Origin of the sequence: Aminobacter sp. AP02, from assembly GCF_003148805.1 — a bacterium.
In the GTDB taxonomy this organism is placed as follows: Bacteria; Pseudomonadota; Alphaproteobacteria; order Rhizobiales; family Rhizobiaceae; genus Aminobacter.
This window is the reverse complement of the sequence record NZ_QGGX01000036.1, coordinates 1-16,859: the sequence shown is the minus strand read 5'-3', so window position 1 is coordinate 16,859 and position 16,859 is coordinate 1. Positions and strand designations below refer to the sequence as shown.

Annotated in this window: 23 protein-coding genes and 1 pseudogene; 15 read left to right on the top strand and 9 right to left on the bottom strand. The window is 63.7% G+C overall.

Annotation, left to right across the window (positions count from 1 at the left end):
- Positions 1 to 198 precede the first annotated feature (198 nt).
- The 3 genes from C8K44_RS25890 to C8K44_RS25885 all read right to left on the bottom strand — a co-directional run bounded on the left by C8K44_RS25890 (position 199) and on the right by C8K44_RS25885 (position 1,871).
- Positions 199 to 789, bottom strand: coding sequence for a DJ-1/PfpI family protein (locus tag C8K44_RS25890; protein ID WP_109578636.1), 591 nt, complete (start codon positions 787 to 789; stop codon positions 199 to 201).
- A gap of 27 nt (positions 790 to 816) precedes the next feature.
- On the bottom strand, positions 817 to 990 hold the full coding sequence (locus tag C8K44_RS27805) for a hypothetical protein (protein ID WP_199227210.1): 174 nt from the start codon (positions 988 to 990) through the stop codon (positions 817 to 819).
- Positions 991 to 1,085: 95 nt separating this feature from the next.
- A complete protein-coding gene (locus C8K44_RS25885) occupies positions 1,086 to 1,871 on the bottom strand; it encodes an SDR family oxidoreductase (RefSeq protein ID WP_109578635.1) in 786 nt (261 codons plus the stop codon).
- A gap of 157 nt (positions 1,872 to 2,028) precedes the next feature.
- Between C8K44_RS25885 and C8K44_RS25880 the strand changes: the two genes are divergently transcribed.
- The 3 genes from C8K44_RS25880 to C8K44_RS25870 all read left to right on the top strand — a co-directional run bounded on the left by C8K44_RS25880 (position 2,029) and on the right by C8K44_RS25870 (position 3,953).
- A complete protein-coding gene (locus C8K44_RS25880; RefSeq protein WP_109578634.1) occupies positions 2,029 to 2,301 on the top strand; it encodes a metal/formaldehyde-sensitive transcriptional repressor in 273 nt (90 codons plus the stop codon).
- A complete protein-coding gene (gene dmeF / locus C8K44_RS25875; protein WP_146204013.1) occupies positions 2,298 to 3,290 on the top strand; it encodes a CDF family Co(II)/Ni(II) efflux transporter DmeF in 993 nt (330 codons plus the stop codon). Before C8K44_RS25880 ends, dmeF begins: the two co-directional genes overlap by 4 nt.
- A gap of 183 nt (positions 3,291 to 3,473) precedes the next feature.
- On the top strand, positions 3,474 to 3,953 hold the full coding sequence (locus C8K44_RS25870; RefSeq protein WP_109578632.1) for a VOC family protein: 480 nt from the start codon (positions 3,474 to 3,476) through the stop codon (positions 3,951 to 3,953).
- A 10-nt stretch (positions 3,954 to 3,963) separates the two neighbouring features.
- Here C8K44_RS25870 and C8K44_RS25865 read toward each other — a convergent pair whose 3' ends face one another.
- Both C8K44_RS25865 and C8K44_RS25860 read right to left on the bottom strand, forming a co-directional pair.
- Entirely contained in the window at positions 3,964 to 5,475 is a 1,512-nt protein-coding gene (locus C8K44_RS25865) for a winged helix-turn-helix domain-containing tetratricopeptide repeat protein (RefSeq protein ID WP_109578649.1), read from the bottom strand.
- Between the two features lie 68 nt (positions 5,476 to 5,543).
- On the bottom strand, positions 5,544 to 6,455 hold the full coding sequence (locus tag C8K44_RS25860) for an agmatinase (protein ID WP_109578631.1): 912 nt from the start codon (positions 6,453 to 6,455) through the stop codon (positions 5,544 to 5,546).
- A 217-nt stretch (positions 6,456 to 6,672) separates the two neighbouring features.
- Between C8K44_RS25860 and C8K44_RS25855 the strand changes: the two genes are divergently transcribed.
- The 3 genes from C8K44_RS25855 to ybaK all read left to right on the top strand — a co-directional run bounded on the left by C8K44_RS25855 (position 6,673) and on the right by ybaK (position 8,706).
- Positions 6,673 to 6,882, top strand: a complete 210-nt coding sequence (locus C8K44_RS25855) for a DUF1127 domain-containing protein (RefSeq protein WP_109578648.1) — start codon at positions 6,673 to 6,675, stop codon at positions 6,880 to 6,882.
- A gap of 103 nt (positions 6,883 to 6,985) precedes the next feature.
- Positions 6,986 to 8,098: an MFS transporter gene (locus tag C8K44_RS25850; protein ID WP_245417639.1), complete on the top strand. Its 1,113-nt coding sequence runs from the start codon at positions 6,986 to 6,988 to the stop codon at positions 8,096 to 8,098.
- 134 nt (positions 8,099 to 8,232) lie between these two features.
- Entirely contained in the window at positions 8,233 to 8,706 is a 474-nt protein-coding gene (ybaK, locus tag C8K44_RS25845; protein WP_109578647.1) for a Cys-tRNA(Pro) deacylase, read from the top strand.
- A gap of 6 nt (positions 8,707 to 8,712) precedes the next feature.
- On the opposite strand, the gene C8K44_RS25840 is transcribed toward ybaK, so the two are convergent.
- Complete coding sequence (locus tag C8K44_RS25840) at positions 8,713 to 10,365, bottom strand: alpha/beta-hydrolase family protein (RefSeq protein ID WP_109578629.1); 1,653 nt, start codon at positions 10,363 to 10,365, stop codon at positions 8,713 to 8,715.
- Positions 10,366 to 10,568: 203 nt separating this feature from the next.
- Positions 10,569 to 12,479 (bottom strand): propionyl-CoA synthetase, encoded by a 1,911-nt coding sequence (locus C8K44_RS25835; protein ID WP_109578628.1) that lies wholly within the window; start codon positions 12,477 to 12,479, stop codon positions 10,569 to 10,571.
- A 253-nt stretch (positions 12,480 to 12,732) separates the two neighbouring features.
- Here C8K44_RS25835 and C8K44_RS27615 point away from each other — a divergent pair, with 253 nt between their 5' ends.
- From C8K44_RS27615 to C8K44_RS27800, 6 genes and pseudogenes are all read left to right on the top strand, one after another.
- Positions 12,733 to 12,906: a hypothetical protein gene (locus C8K44_RS27615; RefSeq protein WP_158282801.1), complete on the top strand. Its 174-nt coding sequence runs from the start codon at positions 12,733 to 12,735 to the stop codon at positions 12,904 to 12,906.
- A gap of 275 nt (positions 12,907 to 13,181) precedes the next feature.
- The gene (locus C8K44_RS25830) at positions 13,182 to 13,376 is read left to right on the top strand and encodes a hypothetical protein (protein WP_109578627.1); all 195 of its coding nucleotides are present in this window, start codon (positions 13,182 to 13,184) and stop codon (positions 13,374 to 13,376) included.
- A gap of 84 nt (positions 13,377 to 13,460) precedes the next feature.
- Entirely contained in the window at positions 13,461 to 13,727 is a 267-nt protein-coding gene (locus C8K44_RS25825) for a hypothetical protein (protein ID WP_146204012.1), read from the top strand.
- A gap of 157 nt (positions 13,728 to 13,884) precedes the next feature.
- Positions 13,885 to 14,136 (top strand): annotated as a pseudogene (locus C8K44_RS28280) (type 1 glutamine amidotransferase); the annotation flags it as partial.
- A 101-nt stretch (positions 14,137 to 14,237) separates the two neighbouring features.
- Positions 14,238 to 14,432 (top strand): hypothetical protein, encoded by a 195-nt coding sequence (locus tag C8K44_RS28275; RefSeq protein ID WP_348626360.1) that lies wholly within the window; start codon positions 14,238 to 14,240, stop codon positions 14,430 to 14,432.
- 222 nt (positions 14,433 to 14,654) lie between these two features.
- Entirely contained in the window at positions 14,655 to 14,813 is a 159-nt protein-coding gene (locus tag C8K44_RS27800) for a hypothetical protein (RefSeq protein ID WP_199227209.1), read from the top strand.
- Positions 14,814 to 15,001: 188 nt separating this feature from the next.
- Here the strand turns inward: C8K44_RS27800 and C8K44_RS25815 are convergent, their stop codons facing one another.
- A complete protein-coding gene (locus C8K44_RS25815; protein WP_109578625.1) occupies positions 15,002 to 15,256 on the bottom strand; it encodes a DUF982 domain-containing protein in 255 nt (84 codons plus the stop codon).
- A 163-nt stretch (positions 15,257 to 15,419) separates the two neighbouring features.
- Here C8K44_RS25815 and C8K44_RS25810 point away from each other — a divergent pair, with 163 nt between their 5' ends.
- From C8K44_RS25810 to C8K44_RS28085, 3 genes are all read left to right on the top strand, one after another.
- Positions 15,420 to 15,875 carry a hypothetical protein gene (locus tag C8K44_RS25810; protein WP_109578624.1) on the top strand — a complete coding sequence of 152 codons (456 nt, stop codon included), beginning with the start codon at positions 15,420 to 15,422 and terminating at the stop codon, positions 15,873 to 15,875.
- Positions 15,876 to 15,955: 80 nt separating this feature from the next.
- The gene (locus tag C8K44_RS28090) at positions 15,956 to 16,123 is read left to right on the top strand and encodes a hypothetical protein (protein WP_245417638.1); all 168 of its coding nucleotides are present in this window, start codon (positions 15,956 to 15,958) and stop codon (positions 16,121 to 16,123) included.
- 47 nt (positions 16,124 to 16,170) lie between these two features.
- Positions 16,171 to 16,371: a hypothetical protein gene (locus C8K44_RS28085; protein ID WP_245417637.1), complete on the top strand. Its 201-nt coding sequence runs from the start codon at positions 16,171 to 16,173 to the stop codon at positions 16,369 to 16,371.
- An 86-nt stretch (positions 16,372 to 16,457) separates the two neighbouring features.
- On the opposite strand, the gene C8K44_RS27610 is transcribed toward C8K44_RS28085, so the two are convergent.
- Positions 16,458 to 16,631: a hypothetical protein gene (locus C8K44_RS27610; RefSeq protein ID WP_158282800.1), complete on the bottom strand. Its 174-nt coding sequence runs from the start codon at positions 16,629 to 16,631 to the stop codon at positions 16,458 to 16,460.
- Positions 16,632 to 16,859: the final 228 nt, after the last annotated feature.

Below are 16,859 nucleotides of genomic sequence, written 5' to 3'. Positions count from 1 at the left end.
CGTCGATGACAATGCGCGTCGTCAAAAAGCTAGTCCGGCAGGCTTCGCTGGACGACGCCAGCAGAAAGGCATGGTGCCGTCGACGCCCGGTGGATCGAGCGTGTTGCTCCAGCAGTTCATGCCACATCCTCAAGGGCGCACACCGAACTCTTGATCCCATCATCGCACAGGGCTCCTGACAGCGTAGTGTCAGGAGTGTCAGGAGACGTCACCATATTCGCGGGCGAACATGGCGCGCATCTCGCCAAATTGGGCGCCGTTTTCCGGCAGCAGCTCCTTGAGGAAGGCGACCGCGAAGGTGCCTGGCGCCGAGCCCGGAGCGGACACGATCTTCCTGTCGGCGACCGCGTGCGGCACATCCTGGTAGTCGCCCGCGCCGGCATAGCCCGGCTCATGTCCGAGAATCCAGTCACGGCCATTGCTGGTGTGGCGCGTGCCTTCGAAGAGGCCAGCGCGGGCGAGCGCCAGCGTGCCGGCGCAGATGCCGCCGACCACACCACCGCGCGCAGCGACTGCCCTGAGCAAGGGGGCGACATCGGGTGCATCGTTTTCGGCCCATCCGTCCGAGCCGATGACCGCAACCGCATCAAGGTCCTGATTTTCCTCAGGATTGGCGCTGCGCTGGGCATTGAGGCGCAGGCCCGCGATCGAGGTCAGCGGCGAGGCATGCGGCGATATCGCCACCGCGCGAACGCCGAACCACTCGACAGCCGAGGCGGCAAGCAGGCCGTACTCCCAATCTGCATAGCCCTCGATGAACAGCAGGCCAATGGTTTTTGAATCGGTCATCGGAGTGTCCTCCTGATAGGCACGGTCTCAGTTGCGGTCGGCACGGCGCGAGATGAAACGATCGGGCCAGCCGATGTCCTTGCGGATATCGTTCGGCAGCGAGTTCAAGAAGCGCTCGGTGCGGATCTCGTTGTGCATGGTCCGGACCTTGCCGGCATAGTGCCTGATGGTGCGAAAAATGTCAGGCGTGAACGTGTTCATGACGGCTCCTCCTTATCTTGAATGGGAAGAGTATCGCATACCCCTCCTGACAGCAGTCTGTCAGGAGCACGCCGGGTTCCCGGACTATCTTTGCGTCAGCTTTTGACAGGTACCGTGTAGTTGAGCGCGAGCCGCCCGCCATCGGCAAAAATGGTCTGGCCGGTGATGTAGCTGGCGTCGTCGGAGGCGAGGAAAGCGGCGATCGAGGCGATCTCCTCGGGCTCGCCGATGCGTCCGAGCGGGGTGCGTGACAGCATGCGGGCCTTCGCTGCCGGATCGGCCTTGGCGCGGGCAAGCATGTCGGTGGAAACGGATCCCGGGCCGATGGCGTTGACGCGGATGCCGTAGGGCGCAAGCCCCAGCGCCATGACTGTGGTCAGTTGGGTGACGCCAGCCTTGGACACCGCATAAGGAACCTGGTCGGCGATGGCTACGACCGCATTGACCGAGGACATGTTGATGATGGCGCCGGGCGCGCCGCCAGACTTGACCTTGTCGACCATGACGCGCGCCGCCGCCTGGCCGGTGAGGAAAGCGCCCTTGAGATTGACGCGCAGGACATGATCGAAGTCGTCCTCCGTGAGGTCGAGGAAATCAGCCTGGTGGTCGATGCCGGCGTTGTTGACCAGGATATCGACGTCGCCGAAGGCATCGATGGTGGCGGCTACCAGATTGTGGACGTCGAGACGCTTGCCGACGTCGGCGCGGACAAAACGCGCCTGGCCGAGCTTTGCGAGATCGCGTTCGGCTGCGCCCCCTTGTTCCTGGTCGATGTCGGCGATGACCACGCGCGCGCCTTCCCTGAGGAATCGCTCGGCAACGGCATAGCCGATACCCTTGGCGCCGCCTGTGACGATCGCCGTCTTGCCGTCGAGCTTCATCCAACGCTCCTGCCAATGTTGTCGCCGAATCCAAGCGCGGACAGTGGCGGGAAGGGCAGGTGTGGTCAACGGATGATCGCGGAGGCAGCTTGGATTGCCCATTGCCGAATGGTTGCCGATTAAATAGGGTACCCCCCTATATTATAGTGAGGTGGCGATGTCGCATGTCATCAAGGAAAAGGCCAAGCTGCTTGCCCGTGTCAGGCGCATCAAGGGCCAGGTCGAGGCCGTGGAGCGGGCGCTGGAGGCCGAGCTCGGCTGTGCCGACGTGTTGCAATTGGTGGCGTCGGTGCGGGGTGCGGTTGGCGGGCTGACCGCGGAGCTGATGGAAGACCACATCCGCGAGCATGTGCTTCACCCCGTCGATGCGGCCGAGCGCCAGCGCGGCGGCGACGAATTGATCGATGTCATCAAGACCTATCTGAAATGAGCCACGACCACCCGCACGGTCATCACCACGACCACGGCCGCCACGGACATGGGCATGGTCTTGACCACGCGCCTTTCGCGCCGGAGCACAGTCACGTCTTCCTGGGCGAGCGCCATGACCGCAACGCGCGACGCACGATGTTCGTGATCGCGCTGACGGCGACCATGATGGTTGTCGAGATCGTGGCAGGCACGATCTATGGCTCGATGGCGCTGGTGGCCGATGGCTGGCATATGTCGACGCATGCGGCGGCGATGCTGATAGCGGCCATGGCCTATGTGTTCGCCCGCCGCCAGGCGCATAATCCGCGCTTCACCTTCGGCACTGGCAAGGTCGGCGACCTCGCTGCCTTTGCCAGCGCCGTGATCCTGGCGATCGTTGCGGTCCATATCGCCTGGGAGAGCTTTGCGCGACTGATGAGCCCGGTGGAGATCAACTTCCGCGAGGCGGCCATCATCGCCGTGGTCGGGCTCGGCGTGAACCTTGCCAGCGCCTGGCTGCTGCATGACGGCGGTGGTTACGGTCACGGTCACGGCCATGACCATTGTCACAGCGATGGCCGCGGTGGACACGACAACAACCTGCGCGCCGCCTATGTGCATGTGCTGGCCGACGCGCTGACTTCGGTGCTCGCCATCTTCGCGCTGGTGATGGGCGCGATCTATGGCCTCAAGTGGATCGACCCGGCGATGGGCATCGTCGGCGCACTGGTCATCGCGCGCTGGTCGTGGACGCTCATCCGCGACGCTGGCCGTGTGCTGGTGGATTACACGCCTGTCGGCGAGGACCTGCCGGACGAAATCCGCAATGCGGTGCAAACCGACAAGGACATCATCACCGACCTGCATGTCTGGCAGGTTGGGCCTGGCCACCACGCGGCGATCGTTGCGCTGAAGTCGAGCGCGCCGGCGACGCCCGAGACCTACAAGTCGAAGCTCGCCCATATCCACGACCTGTCGCATGTGACGATAGAGGTGCAGCCGGCCTAGTATCGTCACGTCCCGAGTGCGCATCCGGCTCGGTCGCCAACAACCTTTTGGCCGTTTGTGCGGAACGCCGGATGGGCGAGCGCATTCTATCTTGGTGGCGCATGCCAAGGTAGACTGTGAACCGGCTGCGGGTGCGAACAGCGAACAGGGTGAGTTGGGGCTTCACGACGAAAGGATCAGCAAATGGCAGTTGCCAAGAACACGATCTGCTTGTGGTACGACAAGGATGCCGAGGCGGCGGCCCGCTTCTACGCCGAGACTTTCCCCGACAGTTCGGTGAATGCCGTTTTCCGTGCTCCCGGCGATTACCCGTCCGGCAAGGCGGGCGACGTGCTGACGGTCGAATTCACCGTGGCCGGCATCCCCTGTCTCGGCCTCAATGGCGGGCCCACCTTCAGACATAACGAAGCCTTCTCGTTCCAGATCGCCACCGACGACCAGCAAGAGACCGACCGCTACTGGAACGCCATAGTCGGCAATGGCGGCCAGGAAAGCGCCTGCGGCTGGTGCAAGGACAAATGGGGCATCTCATGGCAAATCACGCCGCGCGTGCTGACCGACGCGCTGGCGGCCGGCGGCGGCGAGGCAAAACGCGCATTTGCCGCGATGATGGACATGAGGAAGATCGACGTCGCGGCGATCGAGGCGGCCAGGCGCGGCTGACCATGGAGCGTCAGTCCGGAAGGCCGGCCTTGCGGTAGCCATCGACGAAATGCTCGAGCGTCGCGGCGTCGCGGAACGGCTCGGTCGCTGCCCAGTGGCCGGTGGTGAAACCAGGGTTGGCGACGAGGAACAGTTCGGCCTCGGCGCGCGCCTCTTCGAGCCGGCCGAGCTGTGCGAGGCTCGCCGCGAGGAAACGGCGCGAGCTCGTCCGATAGGTCTCGTCGCGGCGTAGCGTCTCGACCGCGGCTTCGTAGTCACGGTGCGCGTATTGCGCCTGGCCCAGCGTCAGATAGTACCAGCTTGCCGGGAACGGGTTCAGCCGGAATGCCTTGCGTATGTGTTCGAGGCCTTCCTCGACGCGCCCGGCCAGAACCGCGATGTCGGAGAGTGCCGCATAGGTGTCGGCCTCGTTCGGGTCGAGCTCGATTGCCCTGCAAAATTCCGCATCCGCCTCGGCGAAACTGCGCTCATAGGCGAGCAGGTAAGCCAGGACCCAGCGGCAGCCAGCATCGTTGGGATCGATCGCCACGGCCTTGCGCGCCAGTTCGAGGGCAGCCGTGCGGGCAGGTTCCGCCGGCCCACCGCTATGCACCCATCCCATCCAGTGGTTTATGGCAAGCCAGCGATAGGCCTCGGCATAGTCGGGGTCGAGCGAAACCGCGCGCGTCAGCATCAGATGCGCTTCCCGTGCCGTCTGCGGTGAATCATCCATCAGCCTGCGCGCCCGAATGCAGAGATCGTAGGCCTCGAGACTTTTCGGCCGGTTGCGCGGTGGCGGCGGCGTGCGCAGCCGACCGAGCAACGCTTCCACGATCTTGCTGGTGACTTCGTCCTGCACCGCGAAGATATCGTCCAGGCTGCGATCGAAGCGTTCCGCCCAGAGGTGTTCCCCGCTAGCCGCGTCGACAAGCTGGGCGTTGATGCGCACGCGGCCCGCCAAGTGCCGTGCACTGCCTTCCAGCAGGTAGCGCACGCCAAGCTCCTCGGCGATGGCGCGCACGTCGACAGCTTTTCCCTTGTAGGTGAAGGCAGAGTTGCGAGCGATGACGAACAGGCCGGCGTGCCTGGAGAGATCGGTAATCAGGTCTTCGGTCAACCCGTCGGCGAAGATCTCTTGCTCGGGATCATTGCTGACATTGACGAAGGGCAGCACCGAAATCGACGGCTTGCCGGGCAGCGGCAGAGAATTTCGCTTACCGCTGCCGAGCTGTTCGACGACCCCTGTGAAACGGTAGCCGACACGCGGAACCGTCGATATCCATTCACCGCCGTCGGCGGCCGGGCCAAGCAGCTTCCTGAGTTGGGCGATCTGGACGGTGAGGTTGCCTTCCTCGACCGATGTGCCTGGCCAAGCCGCGTCCATCAACTCGGCCTTGCTGAGGATTTCGCCGGGCTGTGCGGCGAGCGCCGCAAGCAGCCTCAGGGCGCGATAGCCGATGGCGATGGGAACATCGTTCCGCAGGAGCGTTCCCGCAGCCGAATCAAGCACGAACGGACCAAAGGCAAAGCGCGACCCCTGCATGCAGCGCATCCTTAAAGCCTTTCGGGGCCCAATGGAACCTTGTCGGGCCGGCATGCCGCGAGAGGCAATCAAGCCTGCCGGACGATGGCGCCGATTGCATTGACCAGAAGGCGTGCAGCGGTCAGGGCCGATATGCCGTCAATGTCGGCCGGAGGATAGAGTTCGACGAGGTCGAAGCCTTTGATCCTGGCCCGCCTGCCTAGGTTCGCGATCAGATCGATCACCTGCGTGTAGCTGAGGCCGCCGGGCGTACGCGCCGCCACGCCGGGCATGACGGCGGGATCGAGGCCGTCGCAGTCGAGCGTGACGACGACGCGCGCGCCCTCGGGAATGTGCTGGAGCGCGGCCTCGACGCCGTGGGCGTGAACCTCGCGGGCTGTGACGAAGCGGCTGCCATAGCGCTGCGCAGCCTCGATCTCGGCGAGGCGGGCGCTGCCGACGCCGCGCAGGCCGACCTGCACGATGCCGGCGACATGCGCCATCTCGCTCACCCGGCGCATCGGGTTCGAATAGCCGTTGCGTTCGCCGAGCACCTCGTCGCGCCAGTCGATATGGGCATCGATCTGCAGGACCCAGATCGGTCCGTGGTCGGCAAAGCCGGCAAGGAACGGGATCGGCACGGAATCGTCGCCACCGAGCAGGATCGGCACCGCCGACTTGGCCAGGATCTCGCGCGTCGTCGCCTCGATCCGGGTCCGGTTGCCGGCATTGTCCTGCATGCTCGTCGCGATATCACCGGCATCGATGCATGAGATCGGCTTGCCGTCGAACAGCGGGCCGCCGAGATCGAAATCCCAGTGTTCGACGAGTGCGGCATCGGCCTGGCTCGCGGCGCGGATGGCGTCGGCCGCCAGCGCATAGCCGCTGCTGTCCTTGCCGGGGTAGGTGGTACCGTGGCCGGCTCCGAAGATCACCACGCGCGGCGCACGGCCATCGGCGAGACGGTCCGGAAAGCCGAGGAAAAGAGGCGTGGCGGTCATTTCTTGATGGCCTTGATGATGGGTAAGGCTGAACATTCGTAGTTGAGGGCGCAGGGTGCCTGGTTTGGGGTAGAGTCAAGGTCGCAAGATTAGCCCGTTTGGAAGTTTTTGGAACTATTTGGGAGAGTTTAAGTACGACGCCGTTCGTATCCTGCAGAAGTCATCCTCTTTCAGCCCGAGGGCCCCCGGACGGACCTTCAAACCTATGGAGGTTGCCATGCGCGATACAGTAGAGCCGATGGACGTGCCGCGTCAGCACTCTAGCCTGGCCACCTGGCGAAACATCATCGCGACCTGGGACCAGCGGAAACGCTTTCGCCGCGACCTCGAGCAAAAGTGGAAGGACGATCCCCATCTGATCGACGATATCGGCCTGACGAGACCACAAGTCGAGGCAGAGCTCGCCAAGCCCTTCTGGCGAGCCTAAGGCAGCTGCCGCAATGACATCGGGTCGCCAGTTGCCACCTGCCACAGCGGTTAGCCGGCACGGCACGACATCTCCTGGAAAGGATCGGATCCCATGGGCCGCGATGGCCGGGATCATCGCGACTGTCACGGTGTTCGCCGTGGCACAGGGGCTGACCTATCCGCTGCTCAGCTTCACCCTCGAGCGACAGGGGACGACATCAGGCCTGATCGGCCTGTCGGCGGCAATGACCCCGCTGGGTTTCATAGTCTCGGCGCCTTTCATCCCAGCTCTGGCGCAGCGTGTCGGCGCGGCGCGGCTTGCGATCATGTGTTCGGTGCTTGCAGCAGCCACGCTGATGGCGATCGCCCTGATACAGGATGTCTGGTCGTGGATGCCGCTGCGCTTCGTGCTCGGCTTCTTCGCCAATCCGCTCTACGTGATCAGCGAAACCTGGCTGATCTCGATGACGCCCGCAACGCGCCGGGGCCGCATCATGGGCCTCTATTCATCGGTTGTTTCCGGCGGCTTCGCGGTCGGTCCGCTGTCGCTCGGCCTGGTCAGCACCGTGGGCTGGCCGCCATTTGCTGTCGGCATGGCCGCCTTCCTCGTCTGCAGCCTGATTGTGCTTGCGGTCGTGCCGCACCTGCCCGAAATGCCTGGCGCGGGCGAGGCGGCATCGGTCGGCGGTTTCTTCGCTCTCGCGCCGCTGCTTTTGTTCGCCGTCTTCACCGCCGCCGCCTTCGAGCAGACGCTGATGTCGCTGTTTGCGGTCTACGGCGGAGCGCTCGGCAGCACAGAAGCGCGCATCTCTTCGCTCATCACCTGTTTCGTCGCTGGCAATGCGGTGCTGCAGATCTTGCTCGGGCGCGTGGCCGAACAGTTTGGATCGGTGCGGACCATGCTGTTTTGTGTCCTGGCCTGTCTGGCCGTATGCCTGCTGCTGCCACAGGTCTTCAATACATGGCTGGTCTGGCCGCTTGTTTTTGTCTGGGGTGGGGTTTCGTTCGGGATCTACACCATGGCGCTGATCCAGCTCGGCGAGCGTTTCGCCGGCCAAGCGATGATCGCCGGTAACGCGGCCTTCGCGTTCGCATGGGGCATCGGCGGCATCGTGGGCTCGCCCGCGACAGGACTGGCGATGCAACTGTTCGGGCATCAGGGGCTGCCGGCGTCGCTTGGCCTGCTGTGCTGTGTACTCGCGGCGTTTCTGATGGCGCAGAGGCGACGGGTCTGACCGAGGGCCGCACAAACTCGTCGCTGCTGGCGGACGAATAACGCAGGGTGGTCCGGCACAATCGGTCACCCGTTTCCGTTATGCGTGCGGACGCCACTCTTGCGAACTGCCGGGACGCTGTTGCAATAAAGGGCATGTCCAGGACCACGCCCGCCACGTTGATGCTCGCCAAATCGGGTGTTCCCTTCGCCGTGGCGACCTATGACTACGATTCCAGCGCCGAGCGCGTCGGGCTGCAGGCCGCGGAGGCGATGGGCGTGCCAGCTTCCCTCGTGCTCAAGACGCTGATGGTCGAGGTCGACGGCAAGCCGGCCTGCGTGGTGGTTCCCTCCGACCAGGAGGTCAACATGAAGAAGGTCGCCGCGGCCTTCGGAGCCAAGTCGGCGCAGATGATGAAGCCGGTCGATGCCGAGCGGCTGACCGGCTACAAGGTCGGCGGCATCTCGCCCTTTGGCCAGCGCAAGCAGGTGCCGACGGCGGTCGAGGAGATGGCGACGCTGGAAGACGAGGTCTATCTCAACGGCGGCCAAAGGGGGCTGCAGATCCGCATGCGCCCCGATGACCTCGTCAAGGCGCTGGGCGCCAGGGCCGCGGACCTCATCCGCTGAACCGTGTCACTTCCGCTTGTCGATGAAATGCTGCTTCAGCTTCGCCACATCGTCCGGTGACCAGCCCTGTATATCGGCGACCTGCATCCAGGCATCGATGTAGTGCTCGGCGGCATAGACATGGCCGTAGCCCATCGGGGCGGTGGTGGCCATGGCGATGTCGAGCGTCAGCTGCAGGAAGGTGACGACGGGATACCAGCGCAGTTCGGGCGAGACGTCAGGCCCGCGCGGTGTCTTCATCCAGTCCGGCTCGCGATAGAGCGAGTGGGTCTCGTAGAAGGTGATCGGGTCCGAGGCATATTGCAGATAGACGAGCCTGAGCGGTCCCCACTGGGCGCCTGGAATGTCGAGCGCGTTTTTCTGTGCGGTGAAGCGAACGTAGGAGCCGTCGCGGAACTCCGGCAGCCATTCGGGCGTGCCGGGATTGCGGTTGTCGGTGATCGAGCGCCAGATGCGGCTGGCGAAAGGCGGGCCGCTCAGCAATGCGCCCTGATAAGGATCGCCCAGTACCTCGAACAACTCGTTGGACAGCTCCGTGCTCAAGGCGCCGAGGCTGAGGCCGAAGAGATAGAGTTTCGGGCGCGTTTCCCTCGGCAAGGTGCGCCAATAGCCATAGATCTCTGTGAACAGCGCGCGCGACTGTTCGGCGCCGTAGCCCGGCTCGACGAGCAGCGACATCCAGCTGGCGAGATAGGAATACTGGGTGGCGACGCTGGCTATGTCGCCATTGTGCAGGAACTCGATCGGGTCGATGGCCTGTTCGTCGACCCAGCCGGTACCGGTGGGCGTGATGATGACAAGCGTCGAGCGCTCGAAGCCGCCGGCGCGCTTGAGTTCCTCCAGCGCGAGCTTGGCGCGCAGCTGGGGCGTGTCACCGGATTGCAGGCCGACGTAAACGCGCACCGGCTCCTTGGCCGGCTTGCCTGCCAGGCCGCCAATGTCGGCGCCTGTTGGACCGGTGGAAATGTAGGAGCGGCCCATGCGCCCGAGATCCTGCCAGCGCACCAGCGAGGCCTCACTGCCGGCCTTGGCCGGATCGGAAGGTTGCTTGGTGTCGGGCGGCATCAGTGCGTCGAGGCGCTGGAACGAGCTGTCGAGCACGCGCAGGCCGTAGCGGAAGATGATGCCGTCGGCAGCAGACCAGAACAGCAGCACGACGATTGTGGTACCGATGACGTAGGAAACGCGCGTCGGCACGAAACGGCGCAACTGGGCGGATACAAAATGCAGCGTGGCGTTGAAAAGGCGGGCAAGGGCGATCAGCACGATGAAGGTGACGAGCGCTATGGCGCCGACTTCGAGCGGGTGTCCGGTGTCGACGGGAGCAAGCTTCATCAGGCCGCGGATCGAGTTTTGCCACTCGGCCGCGCGCCAGAGAAAGAGCAGTCCGATGATGCCGCAGGCGACGGCGCCGACGAGCTTGGAAACCCTGAGCACGCGGGACCTGAGTTCGGGCAGTTCAAGATAACGCCAGAGCCAGCGCAGGAAGAAACCGACGCCGTAGCCGGCGGCGGCCGAAAAGCCCGACAGCGCCCCCTGGGTGACGTAGTTGCGGGGGATCAAGGTTGGCGTCAAGGACGCTGCGAAAAACAGGGTGCCCAACAGCAGGCCGGTCATCGAGAATGAATACCAGTACCTGATGACCCAGTTTCGCAACATCTTCAGTGCCCCTCATGCATGTCGGGGCAACTTGCCTTGAGGGCGGCGTGCAGGCAATGGCATAGAGTCCAAATCTGCGGCGGTGGAGCTGGTCGTTCCCGATATCGCTCGACCGGCGTGCCGATTGTTGCGCCTAGCGCCCTCGTGGTTCGACAGGCTCACCATGAGGGGCTTGGGCGGTGGCGCCAAATTTGGAGAGGGCGCTAGACAACCCCGATACCGCGCGCGTTGAGCGCTTCGGTGATCTCGTCGAGGATGGCCGGGTCGTCGATGGTGGCCGGCATCTTCCAGTCCTCGCGGTCGGCGATCTTCTGCATGGTGCCGCGCAGGATCTTGCCCGAACGGGTCTTGGGCAGGCGCTTGATGGTGACCACGACCTTGAAGGCTGCGACGGGGCCGATGCGGTCGCGGACGAGGCCGACGACCTCCTTTTCGATCATGCCTGTGTCGCGGTCGACTCCCGAGTTCAGCACGATGAAGCCGCAAGGGATCTGGCCCTTCATGGCGTCGGCGATGCCGATGACGGCGCATTCGGCCACATCTGGGTGTTCGGCGACCACCTCTTCCATGCCGCCCGTCGACAGGCGATGCCCGGCGACGTTGATGATGTCGTCGGTGCGGGCCATGATGAACAGATAGCCCTCATCGTCGATGTAGCCGGCGTCGGCGGTCTTGTAGTAGCCGGGGAACTCCGCGAGGTAGGCGTTGAAGAAGCGTTCGTCGGCATGCCACAGCGTCGGCAGGCAGCCGGGCGGAAGGGGCAGCTTGATCACCACATTGCCGAGCGTGCCGCGCGGCACCTCGTGGCCGGCATCATCGAGCACGCGCACGTCATAGCCGGGCATCGGCACGCAGGGCGAGCCGTACTTGACCGGCAGCTGGCCAAGCCCGACCGGGTTCTGGCTGATCGGGTGACCCGTCTCGGTCTGCCACCAGTGATCGATGACCGGTACGTTGAGCTTGTGCTCCGCCCATTTGATGGTTTCGGGGTCGGCGCGTTCGCCAGCGAGAAACAGCGTGCGGAACTTCCTGAGATCGTACTGCGCAACGAAGGTGCCTTGCGGGTCTTCCTTCTTGATGGCGCGGAAGGCGGTCGGCGCGGTGAACAGCGCCACGACCCCGTGTTCCGAAATGACACGCCAGAATGTGCCAGCATCGGGCGTGCCGACCGGCTTGCCCTCAAACAGGATGGTCGTCGCGCCATGCAACAGCGGGCCATAGACGATGTAGGAATGGCCGACGACCCAGCCGACGTCGGAGGCCGCCCAAAAGACTTCGCCCGGCTTGACGCCGAATTCGTTTTCCATCGACCATTTGAGCGCGACCATGTGGCCGCCATTGTCGCGGACGACGCCCTTGGGCTGGCCGGTGGTGCCGGAGGTGTAGAGCACATAAAGCGGGTCGGTTGCGGCAACGGAGACGCATTCGACCTTGCGTCCGGCCGCCTTGGCGCGGCCCGCCGCCTCGGCATAGTCTATGTCGCGGCCCTCGACGAGGTCGCAGGCGAGCTGCGGCCGCTGCAGGATCATGCAAGCCTCGGGCTTGTGCGCGGACAGTTCGATGGCGCCGTCGAGCAGCGGCTTGTAGGCGATGACGCGGCCGGGCTCGATGCCACAGGAGGCTGAAATGATCAGCTTGGGGGTGGCGTCGTCGATGCGGGTGGCAAGCTCCTTGGCGGCGAAGCCGCCGAACACCACTGAATGGATCGCCCCCAGTCGGGCGCAGGCCAGCATGGCAAAGGCCGCTTCCGGGACCATCGGCATGTAGATGATGACGCGGTCGCCCTTTTGCACGCCGTGGTCCTGGAGCACGCTGGCCAGCGCATTCACCTCGGCGAGCAGACCCGCATAGGTGAATTTCTTCTGGGTGCCGGTGATCGGGCTGTCGTGGATCAGCGCCACCTGCTCGGCGCGGCCGGACTCGACATGGCGATCGAGCGCGTTGTAGCAGGTGTTGCATTCGGCGCCGGAAAACCATTGGCCATAAACGCCGCCTTCGGCATCGAAGACCTTGTCCCACGGCTTGAACCAGTCGATAGCCCTTGCCGCCTCGGCCCAGAAGCCCTCGGGATCGCGAACCCAACCGTCATAGACCTCGTGATAGCGAGATGGCATGGCGTTTCCTTCCCAGGATTTGGCCCTTCAGGGCGTCTTTGTTGCCATATCTGTACCCGCCGGGCTTGCGGGGCGTCCATTTGACCTTGGTTTAAGAGGCAGCCTTGCGAGCCCCGATTTTCCTGAAATTCGACGTGGATTTGCGCACGTCCGCTGTTCACCAGATAGAGCCCTTTCGGCGGGAGCGCCGAAAGCTGCTTGCGGACGTCACGATAGCATGTTGACGGCAGGACTTTGACAGCCGGGCGCGAAGTTGATCAAAGACGGCATGTCGAAAGCGCTCTCGCTCATCATCCTGGCCATCATGGCGATCCAGCTGATCAAGCCGATCGGTCTGCCGGGCCTCAGGCAACGGCGCGATTTCTGGAAGCTGGCGGTGCTGGCGCTGGCGGCGATCTCGCTGACGGCGCTGCTGGGGCACGGGTAGGCGCCTGAAAGCGGTGTGCGCTGCTTGAAAAAGCAGGAGCTCGCCGGGGGAAAACCCCATCCCCACCCCCGGCGAGCCCACCCCCGATTTGAGACAAACCAGGGTCCGGCTACCGCCGGCAAACAGTTCGATGCAGGAAGCGTGCCAGCCGAAATTGTGCCGGAATGGGGCATCGGGTGGAATTGCCGTGAGCTGCGTGCCCAGAGCTCATCTGCGGGGCTGCTCGACATATGGCGAGCGCGGTGGTTTGCTGGCGCCTCAACAGGGGGTGATCCATGGCACGATTGACGAACACGGCGCCGAACCGGGTGTTGGCCGTCGATACGACAGTAGTGAACGACGAGCCGCTTCTGGCGTTGCTCAACCTTGAGACGGACGACGGGGCGATAGAGCTTGCCGTCAATCGGACGATGGCCGAACTGCTGGTCGATCAGCTTCTGACCTTGCTTGGATATGACGAGGAGGACTGACCAGCCCTGGGCTGCATGGGCGTGCGTCAACTTGCGCAATGGCCAGGCGCCGCCAATGAGCGCCTGAGTTCGCCAGGAGGCGCAATGAACAATACCTATCTGACCTACTGGTTGTCTGACACGACATCGGCTGCAGGGCTGGTGATTGCCGTTATGGGCCTGCTTGTTGCGGCGGCCGGCTATTCCCGCGCCAGCAAGGCGCTGGTCGCCGTGCTCGACAGCCCCGACAACAGAGAGTTCAGGCACCGCGTGGCGACGTCGTCGAAATGGGCGAGCCGAGGCCTCTGGGTCGCATTCCTCGGCATCGGCATCCAGGCGGTGGCCGCGCTGTTCGTGCTGATCGTCTACTGACGGTATTTGGCGCAAGGTCCTGAGCCTGCCTCAACTCTTTTGCCGCCGTGCCTCATGCCTCAGCGCATCGATTGTTTTCCGATGCGAGGGAGATAGAGCAGGCATCGCGCGCGCATGAAAATCCTTGTCTTCCAGCATCTGAGGGTCGAGCAGCGGCGTGTTCGGAGAGTTCTGGCGCGCGGCCGGGCACAGCGAACACATCGTCGAACTGGATGAAGGCGAGGCGATCCCCGCACTCGACGGCTTCGACATCCTGGCGGTGATGGGCGGGCCGATGGATGTCTGGCAAGAAGACGCCCATCCCTGGCTCAAGCCTGAGAAAGCGGCGATCAGGCGCTGGGTGCGCGAACTCGATCGGCCCTATCTCGGCATCTGCCTTGGGCACCAATTGCTCACCGATGCGCTGGGTGGTGAGGTTAGCTTGATGAGGCAGCCCGAGGTCGGCCTGGCCACGGTAGAGCTGACGAAAGCCGGCGCACTGATCGGTTGTTTGACGGCATCGATTCGGCAATGCAGACGCTGCAGTGGCATGGCGCGGAGGTCTCGGTGCTGCCAGATGGCAGTGAAATTCTCGCCGCCAACATGGCCTGCCCCAATCAGGCGATGCGCGTCGGCCGCCGCGCATATGGGTTCCAGTGTCACTGGAGATCACCGAGCGGACGGTCGGCGACTGGGTCAAGATTCCCGAATATGCCGCGAGCCTGAAGCAATCATTGGGCGTGGAGGAGGCACGGCGTCTGGCGCCGGCTCGCGCCGAAGCTGAATTCGCTCGGAAAACCGCCAGCAGCATCAACGGCAATTTCTTCGCCGCAATCGGCCGCTAGCCCTGTGCTTCGCTCGCCGCGCCAGGGGCGTGCGCCGACATGGCTCGTTGTGTTCGGTGCCGTATCGCCCTAGGCAGGCACGAACAGAAGAAGAGGAAGATGAATGGCCAGACCAACGAACTACAGTCAGGAACGACGGGACCGCGACCGGGCCAAGGCAGCGAAGAAGGCCGACAAGCTGGCCGCCAAGGCCGAAGCCAAGCAGCGAGGGAAATCCGAAGGAGAGGTCGAAACGACCCCCGAGGCGGAAACCGAACTCTGAGGGAAGTCCGGCCGTGAGCGGGCGCTCAAGACTGGCGCATGACTGCGAAAATCGAATCGATTGCGGAAAGGATCATGCGCCAATTCGAAGTGTTGCAGTGTCACTTGCGCATCCACCGCGAACGCGGCGCTGTAAACCGGGGTTCGCGCGTCGGGCCGTGAGGAAGCAACCTCCCGCCCACGCGCCGGTCAGTCCTTGTCGTTGATGTAGACGTTGACCTCACGCGCCGCCGCGATGAAGGCGCGCCGCGCGGCCATGACCGGCCTTTCACCGGACATGGCATCCGAGCATGCCTGCAGGGCGGCGCGGTGCTTGGGGCTGCGCTTGCCGGGCCAGCTGTTGAGCAGGAAGGCGGAGGCCTCCTTGGCCGTTCGCAGGACAAGGGGGGTGCCGGCCGGATCGGCCTTCACGGTGATGGGTGTTTCAAACCTGATATTTTCCATGGCCGCTCATACGCCATACCGGGCAGGGAAGCGAGCAGCATAACGCCGCGCGACCAAGGAGGGGAAGTGGCTCCATCGGGAACGGTGACAAGACCGGGTTGTTGATTTACTCGACAGGCTGGGCGGGCGGTGCTTTGGTGGCCGTGGGCTATGGGGAAGATCTATGAGAGCGGCTGACGTGGCAAAGGCTTCGTTCGGACCCAAGACGCTTGGTGCCATGATCGTGGCGCTGGTCGTCTATGTGTTTGTCTCGATCTTCGTCGCACTGGCGGTGACTGTGGCCGCCGATGTCTTCGCCGTCGTGGTCGACTTGTTGCTGTTGGGCGATCGGCCAAATCTCGTTCAGCTCATCGCGGTTGTTCTGGGTGCGGTCGCCGGCATATGGGCGGCACGGCTGGTCTGCGACCTGGCGTTCCCGGCCTATCAACCACGCTCTGTCTTCTGGATGTTCGTGGCCGTGGTGACGATGATCACGATCAACAAGATGTCCGGCACCTTCAGGACAGCCGAGATCATCCTGGGCGGGCAGTATCTGATGACGCTTGTGGCCGCCTACTACTATTTCTGGCACGAGCGCTCGCCGATCACAGGCCAAACCGGCCTGGTGCGCTCGGATTGAGGCGAGCTAAGGAGATGGTCGCGACCGAGGCGTCGCTGCCATGGCAGGCGTGCGCTCTGCAGCGCCGCAGGGGGGAAAGAATGAGCATTCAAAAGATAGTGCCGGCCTTGCTCGGCTTGCTGGCCGCAATTGTACCGGCACATGCCGAGGGCGACGCCTACACCGCCTTCAGCACCACCGCCGAAAGCATCACCGGCGATATTTCGATGGCGATTTTTCCATCACATTCGCCAATGGCGAGGCGCTGACCTTCTCAGCCTTGCTGGGCGACCACTTCATTGTCGATGGCCGCCGCGTGAATGCGTCTCTCTACCGCGTGGCACACCCGGCCGATCCCGAACTGGAAAACGGCTACAAATTGTGCGGTTCGGGCGACGTTTCCTATCTCGCCAGCTGGGCGGGCGGCGACGGTCTGACGGTCGTTGCGGTGTTCACCGGCGACGAACCGCCTGAAAGCAGCGACGAGATGTGCGCCTCGTACACGTATCAGGACTGACGGGCTGCCGCATCGTGCACGCCCGCCAAGTTGGCGATCTGCAAAAAAGCGCCTGCGATCAATTGCCAATCATCAACGGTGCAAGCCTACCCCGCTATCGATCCGATGACGAGAGCCGCCATGACTGCCGCAGTGCCAATCAATGCGAGCATGGTGATTGTTTGAACAACCCCGATGGTGGCACCTGCTGCGACCAATGCAGCCAAGGCTACAACGGCTATGAATGCCAGCACGGGCCTTTTTCCGACGGCTTCGATCATGGACTCGATCCTTTCTTCTTTCCCCACTATCTAACCGCTCGAACCTGAAATGCCATATCGCGCACCTGCGACATGAGGACTGCCTGGTGTCTGAACTTGAGCGCGGCGTGCGCTCGGCCGGCACTTCCGGTCAACAAAAAAGATCGGATGATTGGGGCTCCGGCCACTCTCCCGATCCAGAAGTGACGGGAGGGCGGTTTCCGGGCAGGCTCCATCGGTTCAACCGGT